Origin of the sequence: Sulfitobacter brevis, from assembly GCF_900112755.1 — a bacterium.
GTDB lineage: Bacteria > Pseudomonadota > Alphaproteobacteria > Rhodobacterales > Rhodobacteraceae > Sulfitobacter > Sulfitobacter brevis.
The window spans coordinates 315,069-330,881 of sequence record NZ_FOMW01000004.1; the positions used below are offsets into that span (position 1 = coordinate 315,069).

The following is a 15,813-nucleotide window of genomic DNA, read 5'->3' on the forward strand; positions in this document are numbered from 1 at the left end:
CTATTTGGTGAAGGCAAGGCAGGGATCAGGCCGCTCCACAGCTGCGGCTTGCGTCAGGATCAGGTCGGCTTCGCCCTCTGGCGGCTCCCCGTCTTCACCCTGCAAAATCGTGAAGACACGCAGATCGGGGCGGATGCCGTGCAATTGCCTTGGCACGCCCCAATCAGCGCGGGCATGGCCATTTCCGGTGATCACGATCACTGGGCCTCCAGTCTGATCGAACGCCTGCATCGCGACCTGCGCCAGACGCGCATCCCGCAGCCGCTGGATGTCGACCATGGCGGGAAGCACGTCCTCAGGCAATGCACCACAGTGGGCTTTGCGCTGCAGATCAATCCGGCTGTCGTACTCGTCCGGCGCGAGCGTTTCGGTCAGGTCATAGTCAGCAGCACCCGCCCCGAACGCTACCGTTATTCCATCTGCCATCGCATTGCGGGCAGTTTCACGTGGCACAGCCGCCCCGAATATCACCGCCTCCGCGCCGGCCCGGAAAATCGGGTAATACATCGAAAAATCGGGCCAGCCCGAAGCATTCCAGCCCAGCGCTGCCTCAAGCGCGGCCTCGTCTTGCGCCAGTTCAGGACTGACCCGCTTCGCCTGCTCCGGAGTGAGCATTTCGAAGACGATGGCGGCAGCGGGTTCGGAGAGCAGCGCTTGCTGCAGGTGATGTTCTGGGTTGTCGTGGATCTCTCCGATGACAACGATATCTGCCGCTGCAATTTGCGGCAGAACGGCAAGCGGCACGTCAGCCAATGCCGACGTGCCGCTTAAACTTAATAAAAGGGCCGAGAATATCTTCACATCAGGAAGTATAGAACTTCTTTGGACTGACCTTCCAATGATTTGCGCATTTTGCCAAAAGCGGCGGCTTCAAGCTGGCGCACGCGCTCCTTGCTCAGTTTCAACTCCTCGCCGAGGCTCTCCAGCGTCCGAGGTTGATCGCGCAACTTGCGCTCACGCACGATGAATTGTTCACGGTCGTTCAGCTCCCGCATCGCGGCCAACAGCCATGCACGTAATTGCGCGGTATCATGGGACTCTTCCACGCGCTCTGCCGCTTGAGTGCTGTCATCCACCAGCGCGTCGATCCACTCGCGGCCCTCGTCCTCGGCAGACTGGGTGGCGTTCAATGAATAGTCGGAGCCTGACAGTCGCCCTTCCATCATCTCAACGTCATGCAATGGCACGCCAATCTCGGTCGAGATCATCTGGCGCAACTGGTGCCGGTCCAGCGTCGCCCCTGTCGAGGCGGCTTCACGCTCCAGCCGTGCCTGAACGCGGCGCATGTTGAAAAACAGTGATTTCTGCGAGGAAGTCGATCCTGTCCGGACCATAGACCAGTTGCGCATCACATGGTCCTGGATGCTCGCCTTGATCCACCAGACTGCATAGGTCGAAAACCGCACGCCGCGATCAGGGTCGAACTTATCGGCAGCCTTCATCAACCCCAGACCCGCTTCCTGAATCAGGTCGTTCATTGGCGCGCCGTAGCGCTTGAATTTGGAGGCCATCGAGATCGCCAGCCGCATATAGGCGGTGATCAAACGATGCAGAGCGGCTTCGTCGCGCTGGTCGCGCCAAGCGTACGCCAGCGTGAGTTCGGTTTCGGCATCCAGAAGCTCAGCTTTCATAGCTGTTCTGGTGAGTGAGAAGTCATGCGCTGTCTGCAAAGTCATTGAGTGGTATCCCCTGAACCTTGAGCACATCTTGTGATGCGCTGTTGATAAGGATACGCCTCAGACAGCGCTTTAGTTCATAAGTTGGGGAAATAAATGTTGCCTAAGGGGACATTCGTTCTAGGCGGGGCCGCCTCTGGAAAATCCGTGTGGGCGGAAAAACTTATTGAATCTACAGACTTAGAATTGTTCTATTTGGCCACGGGACGGGTGCTTGATGATGAGGTAAAAAGCCGCGTTAAAATCCATCGCGACCGCCGCATTGCGCGCTGGCAGACGGTTGAAGAGCCGTTGGACCTTGCGGAGGCCCTCTCAAAACTCGCGCCACATCAGGCGGTATTGATCGACTGTGCGACGATGTGGCTCTCCAACCACCTGATGGAGGGCTCTGATCTTGGCACGGCGCAACGCGAATTGCTCTCTGCGTTGCAGATTTGTGCCGCGCCTTGGGTGATCGTGTCGAACGAGGTCGGTCAGGGCATCGTGCCCGACAACAAGCTCGCCCGCCAGTTTCGGGAGGCGCAGGGGCGCTTGAACATTGCCCTTGCGGGTCATGCCGATCTGGCAGTTCAGGTGATCGCCGGACTGCCGCAGGTTTTGAAGGGAGAGCTTCGATGACAGTGTGGCACTGGATCAGGCACGGGCCGACCCAAGAGAAAGCCTTTGTCGGCTGGCGTGATGTTCCTGCCGATCTGTCCGATACCGCCCAGATCGCGCGGCTTTCTGCACACCTGCCGCAGAACGCGCTCATGGTGGCCTCCGATCTGATCCGCGCCAGCGCCACAGCGGGTGCTTTGGCGCATCCCGCGCGGCGCCGCCTTGCCGACGACCCCCGCCTACGGGAATTCAATCTCGGATTGTGGGACGGGATGGTCTTTGCCGATGTCGCGGCGCGGGACCCCGACCTGTCGCGGGCCTATTGGGAAAATCCCGGTGACATCGCGCCGCCCGAGGGTGAGAGCTGGAACCAAGCATCATCGCGGGTCAATACCGCGGTGGATGAAATGAGCGCAGCCCATCCCGACGGTCATATTATTGCCGTGGCCCATATCGGTGTGATCCTCACGCAGGTGCAACGCGCCAGCGGCAGTACGGCGAAGGAGGCGCTGTCGCATTTCATCGACAATCTGTCCGTCACCACCGTGATCTTTGACGCAGGCGTCTGGCGGGCCAAGGCAATCAATCACCTTCCGTGATGGGTGTTTGCACAAATTGTCGATTGCGGTGACGCCGGTTTCTTGGCTAGCCTGCGGCCTATGACATATGATCTTTTTATCGGCGACCGGACGTTTTCGAGCTGGTCCATGCGCGGCTGGTTGATGCTTGAGAAGTTCGGCATCAGCCATCGCACTCATTTGGTTGGCCTCTACGCAGGCACTATGGCGCAGGAGCTAGCAGCCATTGCGCCCGCGCGTCTGGTCCCCGCCTTACGCACGCCCGAAGGCACCGTTGTCGGGGAAACCATGGCGATTGCCGATACGCTGGCCGAGCGGCACCCCGATCTGGCGATGTGGCCACGTGACCCCGCCGCCCGCGCCACCGCACGTTGGCTGAGCGCCGAGATGGCCAGCGGGTTTTCGGCCCTGCGGGGTAACTGCCCGATGCAATTGCAGCATGTGAATACCGGTTTTGCCGCAAATGACGCGACACTCGCCGATTTGCACCGGATCGAAGAGCTTTGGGCCCATGCTGCGACCCTGCGCGACACAAAGGGGCCTTGGCTGTTTGGCGAATACTCACTAGCCGATGCCTTCTATGCGCCGGTCTGCGCACGGATTGTCGGATATGACCTGCCAGTGTCCACCACCGCGCGCCGCTATTGCGACACCACCATCGCCGATCCCGCTTTCAAAGCATGGCGCGCGGAAGGTTTGAAGGTCACTTACGATCCCTTCCCCTATATGTCGGGCACAGGCACGGCACCTTGGCCCAAGGCCGACTGATCCGCCCGACGATACGGACACGTTAACCTTTCATCAATCATGGCCCCCTACTCATTAACCACAATGTAGGGGGCTGGGATGGTCGCACGGGCATATACGGTCGCGTTTCAAGGGGTCGAGGCGCGCATCGTTGAGGTGCAATGCGCAGTCACTGCAGGCTTACCCAGCTTTTCAATCGTCGGCCTGCCGAACAAAGCCGTATCGGAGGCCCGAGACCGGGTGCGCATGGCCTTGAACGCAATGGCAATCGCCCTGCCCTCCAAGCGCATCACCGTCAATCTCAGCCCTGCAGATCTGCCTAAGGAAGGCAGTCATTTTGACCTTCCCATCGCGCTTGCCCTTTTAGCGGCGTTGAAGATTCTGCCCGATGACGTCACGCAAGGCATCGTCGCACTGGGGGAGCTTTCGCTCGATGGATCGCTCATTCCGGTGATTGGTGCTTTGCCCGCCGCAATGGCTGCCGCCGCAGCCAACCGCAGCCTTCTCTGCCCCGCCGCCTCAGGGGCCGAGGCCGCATGGGTTGGCAATGCGCAGGTAATTGCGGCAGCTTCGTTGGGGGACGTGGTGAGACATTATACCGGGCAGGCGCCGCTGGCCGCAGCAGAACCGGGCGAGGTCACCGCCTGCTTTTCGGGCCGCGACCTGCAAGAGGTAAAGGGGCAGGAACGCGCAAAACGGGCCTTGGAAATCGCAGCGGCGGGGCGTCATCATCTTATGCTGGTCGGCTCGCCCGGTTCGGGGAAGTCGATGCTCGCGGCACGACTGCCGGGCATATTGCCGATACTCACGCCGTCAGAGGCATTGGAAACCTCGATGATCCACTCGCTTGCGGGGCTGCTCGATGAAGGCGGAATATCTCGCAGCCGCCCGTTCCGTGAACCACATCATACGGCATCTATGGCTGCGATCATTGGGGGTGGGCGCAATGCCAAGCCCGGAGAAGTGTCGCTGGCCCATAATGGCGTGCTGTTCATGGATGAATTTCCCGAGTTTCCGCGCAGCGTGCTAGAGACCTTGCGCCAACCGATTGAGACAGGCGAGGTGATGGTCGCGCGGGCCAACGCCCATGTGAAATACCCCTGCAAGTTCATGTTGGTCGCGGCGGCCAACCCCTGCAAATGCGGGTTCCTCGCCGATCCATCGCGGGCCTGTGCGCGGGTGCCAAACTGCGGTGAGGACTATATGAGCCGCATTTCCGGCCCGCTGCTGGACCGTTTTGATCTGCGCGTCGATGTGCCGCCGGTTGCCTTCACCGATCTTGATCTGCCCGCCAGCGGCGATACCACAGCACAGGTTGCGGCCCGCGTTTCCGCCGCCCGCCAGTTGCAATCCCAGCGCTATGCGGACCATCCGCAAATGGCCGCCAATGCGGATGCGCAGGGCGCAATGTTGGAGGAGATTACGACCCTCGACACCGAAGCCCGCGCTTTGCTCAGGCGTGCCGCCGAGCGCTTTCAACTCTCTGCACGCGGATATCACCGTGTGATGCGGGTGGCGCGCACCATTGCCGATCTCGATAGCTCGGACAGCGTGCAACGGCCCCACGTCGCAGAGGCAATCAGCTTTCGATTGGCGACAAATCTCTCGGCCTGAGTCGGACGGTATTAAGTCCCTGATGCCATCAACACCGGTGACTTGGGTGGTTTACACGAATAGTCATCTTTTAGGATATGGGACGCGGTTCCCAGCCGTGATAGTCGTGAATTCTACCCTTTGTATGAGTCTTCGAATGAATGAGTTTTCCCCCCAAAGTGACCGCGGCGACCACCTTGATCTCTTGCTAGCCACATCCGAAATCGGGATCTGGGAGTTGGACGTAGCGACGGGGAAAGCACTGCGCAATTTGCGCCACGACCAGATATTCGGCCATGAAGAACTGCTCGATGAATGGAGCGGCGATATCTTTTTGGCCTATGTTCATGCAGAGCATCGCAAAAGGATTGGTAGCTTGTTGGCTAATTCGGTCAACGGCGGGCAACCTTGGTCCTTCGAGGCCCCGATCAGGCGCGCTGACGGAGTTGATCGGTGGATCAGCGCAAAGGGCATGCCTAAATTTTCCGAAGATGGCCAAGTGACCAAGCTTATTGGCCATGTAATCGACATTACCCAGACCAAACACAACGAAGACCGGCTTAAACTACTGTCCAAAGAACTTAATCATCGCGTCGCCAATACTTTCACGATCATGAACTCGATGATCCGTCACGGTGCGAAAGAAACAACGAGTGTTGAAGAATTTGCAGAAGGCCTGATGAACAGATTGGCATCGTTGGCCCGCTCCAATCGCGTGTTGATCGCAAACGAGGCCGAGCGTTCCAGCCTGCAGGAGATCATTCGCGTTGAACTCGACGCCTTTGCCAATTGGCAGCAGCGGGTCATTGTCAACGGCAGCGGGCCTGTGTGGTTTTCCGGACCGGCGTCCGAGGCGCTTGCGCTCATTTTCCACGAATTGCTGACCAATGCAGTGAAGCACGGCGCGCTGTCGAACACCGATGGCAACGTTACGGTAAACATCACCCGAACCTCCGGCCAAGAGACATATATTGACTGGGTCGAGCGTGGTGGCCCGGCAACAAGCGTTGAACCGCACAGCGGTATCGGCTCAACGATTCTCAGGAATGCCATGCGGGATGAGGGTAAGGTGACGCTAGATTTCGCGCCTGGCGGCCTGAACTGTCACATCGTCGTAAACGAAAGCTTTCAGCGAGAGGTGAAGCACCCTTCCATCGCCCCCCAACAGCTGTCCACTGTCGAGCAATCGGCTACTGATACGACCGCGCTACTTTCCGGAAAACGGGTGCTTATCGTGGAGGACGATCCCATCATCGGGCTTGATATCTCCGAGATACTACTGGCCGCAGGGGCCCGGCCGATTGGTCCGTGCAGAAATGTGGCCTCCGCCCTTAAGGCCATTGGCGATTTGCCTGACGCCGCTTTGCTGGATATAAATTTGGGCTCCGAGACCAGTGAAAGTGTGGCGCTGCGATTGGCGGAAATGGCCATCCCTTTCATTACGCTGAGTGGTCAGTTGGAAACTGGCGGGTTGGACGACCAATACGCGAATGCGCCCCGGATCAGTAAACCTTTTGGTGAAGCAGAGTTGTTGCTCTGCCTCACCAAGATTTTGCAATAACGGCGGCGCCGATTGGCGGTCAATTACGTCAGACAATCTGCCAGATCGCCTAGACACGCTCGGGCTCACGAGGGCTTTTTTAATCGAGGATCCGACAACTTAGGATTGGATGCAGGGGTGCCCGTTTCGAGCCCATCAACATGTGTCATTTAGAGCCCAAGGAGTTCTGAAACAAATCGAAAACTTCATCGCGATCCGATAACACCAGCATCAAAGCCAGATCGCCGGGTTGTAGATTATCGAGAATCAATTTGGCACCGATGGGAGGAGTATCAGCGCTCAGGATTTGGTCAGGGTCAAATCCGTCAGCGATTGCAGATGCTTGAAGCCGACCGGTCGTTTCACCGAAACTTCGACCCCGCAGATAGTCCTCGATTTCGGCGGTGACGATCACGTCAGGTCTGAACTGAAGCGCCGCCTTCGTCACATCCACCAAATCTTGGTCGCTGTGGTCTCCGGGTTGGCTGAGCATGATGAACCGGCGTTTCGAAGGGATCGCAGAAAGGGCTTCGCACACGGCCGAAATTGAATGAGCGTTATGCGCGAAATCGACAAAGACCCGCGCGCCATTGTAGCGAAATTCATTGAACCGGCCCGGATTGTCTTTGTGATCGGATGCAAAGCCCGACAGCCCTGTTCGGATAGCCTCGGCAGCGATACCAAGAACGGTGCAGACACAAACCGCTGCCAGCACATTTCGCACGTTATGCTTTGCAGCTCCGTGAAGCGTGATGGGCACCTCAGCGAGCGGCATCGAGAAAACCTCCGTGCTTCCGTCAAAAAAGATGAAATGATCGAGTTTGACAAAGCAACAAGGCGTGCCGCGCTCTCGCGCCTGCGTGATTTGCGGCGATGTGGCATCAAGCGAGAACCACCAGATCAATTGGGAAAGCTCTGCGGCCGCCGCCACAATCTGCGGGTCGTCGGCGTTGAGCACCAGAGCGCCATCTGTCGCCAAAGCGCGCATGACGGCAAATTTGGTCTGGGCCAGATCATCCAATGTCATAACCCCAAATTCGCCCAAGTGATCCTTTGCAACGTTGGTCACCAAAGCCACGCGAGCGCGACGGATCGGCAAACCGCGCCGCAAGATGCCGCCACGTGCGACCTCCAGAAACGCCATTTCGACGCGCGGATCGCGCAGCGCCATCCGCCCCCCCCCCGGGCCCGAATAATCGCCACGATCAAGGATATCGCTGCCAACCTGCACCAAATCCGTCGATGTCAGCCCCACCACTTTCCCAGCGGCAGTGGCAATTGCCGCGCAGAGACGGGTTGTGGTGGTCTTGCCGTTGGTACCTGTCAACAGTGCAACAGGCCCATCACTGACGGCAGACCAGTCCACTTGGTCCGGGGCTGGCAAGCCGTCAACAGGCCAAATTTGCGAACCGATGCCATGACCGACCGACACATGGTCATCATCGCACAGAAAATCGACGTCATGTGCAGCAGCCGCGGACATCAAAGCGGCCAGCGCCGGATTTGCCTCTTCGGCCATGACGCGTTTCAGATCATTGGTCATGTCCTCGAAAGACAGGCTTGCGCTATTTGAAAGCTCTGCCGCGCAGAAATGCCATGCGGTCTTGGCGACAAATGTTGCGGAGTATAGCTGGTCCACCGGGGCTGATATCGCAAGGCTGACACCGCCTTGGAAAACCCGCGAGATCAGCTTCTGATCGCCCCAACCAACATGATCCAGCACTTTTCGTGCATGCTTTTCCCATAAAGCGGTTACGATACCTGGATCAACGCCGTCGAACACCACATCCATCACGGCGCCGGGGTGATCCGATAGAAGGCTTGGCCCTGTTAAACGGCGGGGTGGTTCAACATTGAAGGCGTCAACGGCCGCCCACTGGATATCAAGGGCTGTTTCCAGTTTCTCAATGCGGTCCATCGGTCGGGCGGGGTCAGTCGCCATCTTCAACGCGATCCCGGGCCAAACGGACACCGCGCCCGTCCCGTACGATGGACAACTCAGTATCGAGCAGGTCCTCGAACACGGCGCTGCTTGGTGCGCTGATCGGATGTGATGTCCGACCTTCGTCCGTCTCATCTGCGTTGAAGTAGATAACCTGCTTCCAGCAACGCGGGGTATTGTCCCCAAAGATCACAACCAGATCGCCCGGTTCGGCCATTTCAAGGCTGGCTGCAACAGCCTCCTCTTCGTTTGGAATGACTGAAATCTGATCTTCCGAAATGCCGTTCTTGAGGAATTCTGCCTTGAACATCTGCGGTATTTCGTCATGACCACGTTTGCGCCGGTCATCGTCCGCCTTGCAAATGTAGTGGTCAAACTTTCCGGACAGTGCCAAAGCGGCCTCGGCCACGTCCTGATCGCGACGGTCCCCCGGGACCGAGAGCACAACAATCCGCTTGCCCTTGACCTCCAGACGCTCTGCCAGCCCTGCCATCGCACTTAATGCCGCTGGGTTATGGCCGTAATCAAGGATCACCTTGAAGGGGTGTTCGTCAAAGACGTTCATCCGCCCCGGTGCCTGAAAATAGCTGGTGTCGAAAGTGCGCAGCCCATGGCGGATATTGTCCAGATCGACACCAAAGCTATAGGCCATCGCGGCTGCAAACATCGCGTTTTGCACGTTATGTATGGCTTTGCCCTCAAGCGTGGCTGGAATTACATGCGCCCAAAGAACCGGCATGTGCAGGCCATTATCGTAGATCGTGAGCATGTCGCCGTTCATGCCCTGCTCAAGCACAATCGCCTGCCCCCCGGCCTTTATATGCTCTTTCACCAATGTATGATTGGGATTGATCGTCACGTAGAAAATTGAAGTGACATCCGCGTAATCGGCCATTTTGAGGCAATTTATGTCATCGGCGTTCAGGACTGCAGTCTTCGTCGCACTTTCGATGACGACACGCTTTACTGCGGCCAGTTGCTCTACCGTTTCAATGCCACCCAAACCAAGATGGTCACCGGTCACATTCAAACAGGCCGCAACATCGGAATTTTGAAAACCGAGGCCGCTGCGCACCAGACCGCCACGGGCTGTTTCCATCACCGCAAAATCAACCTTGGGATCGCGCAAGACCATTTGCGCTGATTTCGGGCCAGTCATGTCCCCCTTTACGCTGAGTTTGCCGTCAACATAGACACCATCGGTCGAGGTCATGCCAACGATCTTGCCGCTGGCTTTCATAATGTGGCCCAGCATACGCGACGTTGTCGTCTTGCCGTTGGTGCCGGTGATCGCGGCGATCGGGATGCGGCTCTCCTGCCCATGCGGAAAGAGCATGTCGATGACCGTGCCCGCGACATCGCGCGGCTGCCCTTCCGAGGGGGCGACGTGCATCCGGAAACCCGGGGCCGCATTCACTTCGACAATCGCGCCACCGATATCCTTGTAGGAGCGGGTGATATCCTCAATCAGGAAATCGACGCCGCCGACGTCTAGGCCAACAGCCATGATCGCGCGTTCAGCCATGTCGCGATTATCCGGGTGGACAACATCGGTCAGATCAATCGCCGTACCGCCTGTCGACAGGTTTGCGGTGGACCGCAAATAGAACGTTTCCCCAACGGGCAACACCGTATCGACAGTATGACCGGCATCGGCGATCAATCGCTTCGCCTGATTGTCGATCTCCAGCATTGTCAGCACCTTCTGGTGTCCGATGCCGCGACGCGGGTCTTGATTAACGATATCGACAAGCGCGCCGATCGTATGTGTGCCATCGCCGACGACATGGCCGGGCACCCGCTTGGCCACTGCGACCAGCTTGTTGTTCACAACTAGCATCCGGTGATCGAAGCCTGTTACGAAACTCTCGACTAAAATGGCCGCACTTTTCGAATGCAGTTCCGCCTCGGCAAACCCAGCGGTGATCTCTTCGTCTTTCGTCAGATTTATAGAAACCCCGCGCCCGTGATTGGCATCAAGCGGTTTGACTACGACCGGAAAGCCAATCTTGTGGGCGGCGCGTACGGCTTCTTCGGCGCTGTAGACGATGCGTTGCAGCGGCACGGGCAGACCCAGATCGCTCAGCAGGTTGTGGGTGTCTTCCTTGTCACAGGAGATTTCGACAGCGATGTGGCGTGTCTCGGATGTGATGGTGGCCTGAATGCGCTGCTGGTATTTGCCGTGCCCGAACTGGACCAATGACCCTTCGTTCAAACGAATCCACGGGATGTCGCGGTCTTGCGCCGCCCGAACCAGCGATCCGGTGGATGGCCCAAACTCCTTGCGTTGGGCGTGCAGGACAAAGCTGCGCAATTCCATCTGCCAGTCGAAGTCAGCATCGAACGCAAAATCGACCTGTACGCGGAGGGACTGCGGCAAAAGATGCATCAACAGCCTAAGCGCCAATTCTCCCGCGGCCAATCCAACGTCGCGCTGGCGATACGCATAGACCATATTGTATTGGCCGGGAGTTCCTGTCCCACGCGTCCGCCCAAAGGTGACATCTGTTCCGGCAACATTTTGCACTTCGATGGCGCAATGCTCCAGAATGTGGCCCATCCATGTGCCGTCATCTTCGCGCAGGCGGCGCAGAAATCCGCCCTCCGTGCCGTAGGAACACCCATGATCGGAAAGACCGGGCAGCGCATCAATCAGCCCCTCGATGAAGTCCGATCCGATTTTGACAGAAGGCCAGTCCTCCAATACCCCCAAATCAATGACATGCCGTATTACAGGAAATCCCGCCCAGACGTTCGGGCCGACAAAAACATTGGTTGCGACTATTTTCAAATGGTGACCTCTTTTGTTGAAGATGCTCCGCGCTAAGCGGGTTTCTTGGTGGCAACGATGGGCGGTTCGCCAATCGCCGAATGGTCTTGAGGTGGATATCCGACACGGGCGTCCAGATCATACCGGCACCCTTCGCCCAATACGTCCAACCGCAGCCCCAATAGACTGAGCGCCTCGCCTGGCTTGGCATCCCATATGGAGGAATGCGTCATTTGGCTGGCGTCCACGACCGTAACCGTGCCGCTGCCGACAACTTCCAAAACATTATCAGGCCCTATGAACGCGGCCGTGTCTTCGTCTATGCCAAGACCGATCAGGAAAGGATTGTACGACGACGCGGTCAGCAACCGTCCCAGACGATTTCGTTGGGTGAAGTGCTGATCAATGATAACACTGTTCGTCAGCCCAATGCCAGGTGCCAGGGAAACTGTACCCTCTGCGGGCGACTCATTGCCGGCGCCACCGGCCACCATATGCTCTGACATGATCGAGGCTCCGGCCGAGGTGCCCGCGACAGGAATACCCTCAGCATTTCGCCGCCTGATCTTTTGCGCGACAAGCGTACCCCCAAGGATGGCAGACAGCCGCAACTGGTTGCCGCCGGTCATGAAGATACCCGTGGCATTGTCCAGCATCTCGGAGAATTCGGGAATGTCGCAGTCTTTGCGTCGGTTTATCGGCAGAAAATCGACCTTGCCCGCGCCCAGCCCTGAAAAGATACGACGGTAGTCCTGCCCGGTCTCATGCAGCATTGAGGCTGTTGGAATGACCACAATCGACGCAGCCGAACCGCCGGACAGCTCGACGAAGCGACGGTGAATTTGCATCTCTTTGATGCGGTCTTCGCCCCCGCCAATCGGGATGATATACCCGCGATCGTTTCCGTTAGCCACTGGTGCTGGGCACATATAGGTTTGATATCCTTCGAGTTTCCCAGTCAGTCCACGTACTGCTGCCTGCGCTGCCGTCATATGACGTTAAAAGCCCCAAGGATACCACGTAAAAGCTGAGATAGTGGCCATTTCGAAGATTGGCTGGTGAACGGGCTGGCCTCGGCGGTGAAATTCCAACGGAGGTGATCGGACATTGCGCAGCGCAGTTTATGCCGCTTGCCCATTACGCCTGCCAAGTCGCGCGCGGTCTTCAGCGGGCATCAGCACTGCCCAGATTTGCAAGAGTGCTGATTTCGGCAAATTGGTTCTAGGTCCCAGCGTTCTTAACAAACGAAGCGCGTTGATCTTTCTTGGTGTAAGTCCAAGCAATAAAACGACTTGTTTTTTGTCCCTGTGCCATATCGACAATCTTAATATCAGCAACCTTGGCTTTTGCTAAGATACGCTGGAGCGGCTGGAGGTTGTCTCTCTTAGATACCAGAGAGGTGAACCACAGGCACTGATCGGCGAACTCTCTGCTTTCTTCAACCATCGTCGCGATAAATTTTATCTCGCCCCCCGGACACCAAAGTTCAGCGTTTTGCCCGCCAAAATTGCGCTTGCTGGAATGTCCCTTGCCAAGATTGCCCCATTTACGTTGCGTGCCCTTTGCAGCCTTGTCGATGGAGGCATGGAACGGCGGGTTGCATAGGGTGATATGAAATGCATCGCGTGGTTGGATCACACCTTTAAAGATATTCTCACGTCGATTTTGCCTTCTAAGGGTAATTTTTAGCTGGTTGAAATCGCAAAGCTGCTCGGCCGACTTGATAGCAGCCGCGTCGATATCGACGCCGGTGAAGTGCCAGCCGTATTCACTCTGCCCAGTCAGAGGGTAAACCAAGCTCGCACCCGTACCGATGTCTAACGCCTTGATGTTGCGCCCGCGTGGGATGTCCTGATGGTTGCTATCGGCAAGCAAGTCCGCGAGATAATGGATGTAGTCGACCCGGCCCGGGATTGGCGGGCATAGATAGCCATCAGGGATGTCCCAAAAATCAATATTATAGTGCGTCTTTAACAAAGCCCGATTAAGCATACGGACCGCGCCCACGTCTTGAAAATCAATCGTTGGCTGACCGAGTGGATTGCTGATTGTGTAAGCCGCAAGTTCAGGTGTTTGCGCGACTAGACGCACAAAGTCATAGCCTTCAGCATGTTGATTGCGCGGATGCAGCTTCGCTTTGTTGGCCATAAGGAACGCCTTCATGATACTTTATGAACGTCACTTACCAGACGGTGATCTGGTTGTAGGCTCTTATGCACAAATAGTAAAATCAACAGCAGGGTAAATGCGCAGCCTTTCGACCAAGATAGACCCGATCCCGCAAGGCAAATTGCTGGCTATTTAGGTCCCCGATCGAGTCTGGAACGCGAAAAGCCACCCGAGGGTGGCTGTTGGCGTAGTGTATATCTGGCGAATTTGGTTGCGGGAGTAGGATTTGAACCTACGACCTTCAGGTTATGAGCCTGCGTGTCGCATACTTACTTTCCACTGCAAAATTCACATATACCCATAGATTACAGTGCAATGTCGATAGCTTACGTTGACATTCAGAGACACCGTGTGTCACTAATTTCCGACACTTCGCCGGACACAGTACGGACATATCATGTATAAAATCAATGAGACCTTTGTCAGAAAAGCCATCGCCCCTGAGACGGGAAACAAAATCTATTATGACAGCCAGAGCCCAGGATTTGGATTGAGGATCACCAGAACTGGGACCAAAGCTTTCATCTTGAACTATCACATCAACCGGAAAGAACGCAGGTACACGATCGGCAAGTCCCCAGCCTGGACAGCTGCTGCAGCACGTGAAAAGGCTGCAGCCCTACGAAGACTAATCGATCAGGGAACAGACCCGTTAGAGGAGCGAAATGAGCGGCGTGAAGCCCCAACTATTGCCGATCTGTGCGACGAGTACGAGAAGGTGCACCTTCCAACCCTTTCTGCCAGAAGTCAGACGGATCAAAGGGGGATGTGGAAAACATACATCCTGCCTGAGCTGCGCACCGTGGCCGTCAGGGAGCTCACGAGCCGCCAAATCGACCGACTTCACGCCAAGATTAGCGAGACCACCCCTACCCGCGCCAACCGCGTCCTGGAGGTCCTGAGAAAGGCCCTCAACCTGGCGATTAGATGGGCTTGGATCGAAAAGAACCCTGCCGATGGTTTCCGGCGGAACGCAGAGCACTCACGGGAGAAGTACTTGTCCAAAAGCGAGTATGAGCTCGTTTTCATTGCACTGGACAAGATGCCAAATCGCAAAGCTGCAGATGCAATTCGGTTGCTAATCCTGACCGGTGCCAGGCGCGGTGAAGTTCTCGGCCTTGAATGGCAAGATCTCGACCTCAGCCTAGGCATATGGAATCGACCTGCCCACAAGAGCAAAGATCGAAAGGCCAAAAGGATCCCATTGTCAAATGAGGCACTGATCCTCCTACGAGCGATGCGCGACGTAGCGGAAGGCAATTTCCTGTTCCGCACCTCAACCGGCGGTTATCTTCCAGACATCAATCGCCCTTGGCGCTGGCTCAGGTCTGAAACTGGCATGCCCGATCTGCGAATTCACGATCTGCGCCACTCCTTCGCATCGATACTGGTGTCCAGCGGCGAAACACTTGAAACCATCGGGAAGCTGTTGGGACACTCTCAGTATCAGACTACCATGCGGTACGCGCACCTGATGGATGATCCACTGCGGAATGCCGCGAACAAGATGGCGCACAGCTTCCGTGAAAAGTGATTTCTCGCTTAATTACAGTGCAATCCTACCTTGAAATTTTCTTTATATTACAAGTCTTTGATTACACTGCAACCTGATTTCCTCTCTTGCAGCCATCGTACAAATACATGAGTCTTAACTCCTGCGCTCACTGATTTTGGAGAGAGATGTGACAATGACAGAGGAAGAATTTGAACTTCACCGCGCGTTACAGACAGATAGGCCAGATCTGAGACGGCCGATCGAGTTGATCCGCAAAATACCCCTCAGTTGGCTCTATTCCAACTTAAGCGTAGCACAATTCGATAAAGTGATCATTGCGCTGAAGGAGGGCTGCATCGTCAGGAGCTATGACTGAATCTGGTGTTTTGGCGGTTTGAAGGTTGGCGGCGTATCTGGTTGATTTGTTGTTGGAAGACAGCAGCCCAACCGAAGGAGATACACCACCATGGAAACGACTAACATTGTTGATTTTGCGCGTCGAGACGGGATCACGGACGCGCTGACGGATTTGCTGAGAACGGGGGCGCAGCAATTGATCGCAACAGCAGTTGAAGCTGAACTTGCCGGTTATCTGGCTCAATTTTCCGACTTGCGCACTGAAGCAGGTCACGCGGCTGTCGTGCGCAACGGGCATCATCCGACCCGGCCCTTCCAAACCGGCATTGGCCCTGTGAGCGTACGCATT

12 protein-coding genes and 1 pseudogene are annotated in these 15,813 nt (G+C 56.6%); 7 read left to right on the forward strand and 6 right to left on the reverse strand.

Translation table 11 applies throughout. From position 1 onward, the window contains the following. Both BM174_RS07600 and BM174_RS07605 read right to left on the reverse strand, forming a co-directional pair. Positions 1-744, reverse strand: coding sequence for a ChaN family lipoprotein (locus tag BM174_RS07600; protein ID WP_425442339.1), 744 nt, complete (start codon positions 742-744; stop codon positions 1-3). 53 nt (positions 745-797) lie between these two features. Next, complete coding sequence (locus BM174_RS07605; RefSeq protein ID WP_093923244.1) at positions 798-1,676, reverse strand: RNA polymerase factor sigma-32; 879 nt, start codon at positions 1,674-1,676, stop codon at positions 798-800. Between the two features lie 96 nt (positions 1,677-1,772). Between BM174_RS07605 and cobU the strand changes: the two genes are divergently transcribed. The 5 genes from cobU to BM174_RS07630 all read left to right on the forward strand — a co-directional run bounded on the left by cobU (position 1,773) and on the right by BM174_RS07630 (position 6,752). Then, complete coding sequence (gene cobU / locus BM174_RS07610) at positions 1,773-2,294, forward strand: bifunctional adenosylcobinamide kinase/adenosylcobinamide-phosphate guanylyltransferase (protein ID WP_093923245.1); 522 nt, start codon at positions 1,773-1,775, stop codon at positions 2,292-2,294. After that, positions 2,291-2,872, forward strand: coding sequence for a histidine phosphatase family protein (locus BM174_RS07615; protein ID WP_093923246.1), 582 nt, complete (start codon positions 2,291-2,293; stop codon positions 2,870-2,872). Before cobU ends, BM174_RS07615 begins: the two co-directional genes overlap by 4 nt. A 60-nt stretch (positions 2,873-2,932) precedes the next feature. Beyond that, positions 2,933-3,619: a glutathione S-transferase gene (locus BM174_RS07620; RefSeq protein ID WP_093923274.1), complete on the forward strand. Its 687-nt coding sequence runs from the start codon at positions 2,933-2,935 to the stop codon at positions 3,617-3,619. 78 nt (positions 3,620-3,697) lie between these two features. After that, the gene (locus BM174_RS07625; RefSeq protein ID WP_093923247.1) at positions 3,698-5,212 is read left to right on the forward strand and encodes a YifB family Mg chelatase-like AAA ATPase; all 1,515 of its coding nucleotides are present in this window, start codon (positions 3,698-3,700) and stop codon (positions 5,210-5,212) included. A gap of 136 nt (positions 5,213-5,348) precedes the next feature. Further along, positions 5,349-6,752: an HWE histidine kinase domain-containing protein gene (locus tag BM174_RS07630; RefSeq protein WP_177209440.1), complete on the forward strand. Its 1,404-nt coding sequence runs from the start codon at positions 5,349-5,351 to the stop codon at positions 6,750-6,752. 145 nt (positions 6,753-6,897) lie between these two features. Here the strand turns inward: BM174_RS07630 and BM174_RS07635 are convergent, their stop codons facing one another. From BM174_RS07635 to rlmF, 4 genes are all read right to left on the reverse strand, one after another. Further along, the gene (locus BM174_RS07635; protein WP_143092431.1) at positions 6,898-8,673 is read right to left on the reverse strand and encodes a Mur ligase family protein; all 1,776 of its coding nucleotides are present in this window, start codon (positions 8,671-8,673) and stop codon (positions 6,898-6,900) included. Further along, complete coding sequence (gene cphA / locus BM174_RS07640) at positions 8,663-11,464, reverse strand: cyanophycin synthetase (protein WP_093923250.1); 2,802 nt, start codon at positions 11,462-11,464, stop codon at positions 8,663-8,665. The genes BM174_RS07635 and cphA overlap by 11 nt, the downstream gene beginning before the upstream one ends. Before the next feature lie 32 nt (positions 11,465-11,496). Next, the gene (locus tag BM174_RS07645) at positions 11,497-12,357 is read right to left on the reverse strand and encodes a cyanophycinase (RefSeq protein WP_218152918.1); all 861 of its coding nucleotides are present in this window, start codon (positions 12,355-12,357) and stop codon (positions 11,497-11,499) included. A 307-nt stretch (positions 12,358-12,664) separates the two neighbouring features. Next, positions 12,665-13,591 carry a 23S rRNA (adenine(1618)-N(6))-methyltransferase RlmF gene (rlmF, locus tag BM174_RS07650; RefSeq protein ID WP_093923252.1) on the reverse strand — a complete coding sequence of 309 codons (927 nt, stop codon included), beginning with the start codon at positions 13,589-13,591 and terminating at the stop codon, positions 12,665-12,667. A 418-nt stretch (positions 13,592-14,009) separates the two neighbouring features. Between rlmF and BM174_RS07660 the strand changes: the two genes are divergently transcribed. Together BM174_RS07660 and BM174_RS07670 are read left to right on the forward strand one after the other, a co-directional pair. Further along, positions 14,010-15,146 carry a tyrosine-type recombinase/integrase gene (locus BM174_RS07660; protein WP_093923253.1) on the forward strand — a complete coding sequence of 379 codons (1,137 nt, stop codon included), beginning with the start codon at positions 14,010-14,012 and terminating at the stop codon, positions 15,144-15,146. 427 nt (positions 15,147-15,573) lie between these two features. Next, positions 15,574-15,813: pseudogene (locus BM174_RS07670) on the forward strand (IS256 family transposase); the annotation flags it as partial.

Bases quoted from the DNA above. Each gene is read 5' to 3' on its own strand.
- BM174_RS07660 (WP_093923253.1), top strand. From the start codon at position 14,010: ATGTATAAAATCAATGAGACCTTTGTCAGAAAAGCCATCGCCCCTGAG.
- BM174_RS07625 (WP_093923247.1), top strand. From the start codon at position 3,698: ATGGTCGCACGGGCATATACGGTCGCGTTTCAAGGGGTCGAGGCGCGC.
- BM174_RS07630 (WP_177209440.1), top strand. From the start codon at position 5,349: ATGAATGAGTTTTCCCCCCAAAGTGACCGCGGCGACCACCTTGATCTC.
- rlmF (WP_093923252.1), bottom strand. From the start codon at position 13,591: ATGGCCAACAAAGCGAAGCTGCATCCGCGCAATCAACATGCTGAAGGC.
- BM174_RS07605 (WP_093923244.1), bottom strand. From the start codon at position 1,676: ATGACTTTGCAGACAGCGCATGACTTCTCACTCACCAGAACAGCTATG.
- cobU (WP_093923245.1), top strand. From the start codon at position 1,773: ATGTTGCCTAAGGGGACATTCGTTCTAGGCGGGGCCGCCTCTGGAAAA.
- BM174_RS07620 (WP_093923274.1), top strand. From the start codon at position 2,933: ATGACATATGATCTTTTTATCGGCGACCGGACGTTTTCGAGCTGGTCC.
- BM174_RS07635 (WP_143092431.1), bottom strand. From the start codon at position 8,673: ATGGCGACTGACCCCGCCCGACCGATGGACCGCATTGAGAAACTGGAA.
- BM174_RS07615 (WP_093923246.1), top strand. From the start codon at position 2,291: ATGACAGTGTGGCACTGGATCAGGCACGGGCCGACCCAAGAGAAAGCC.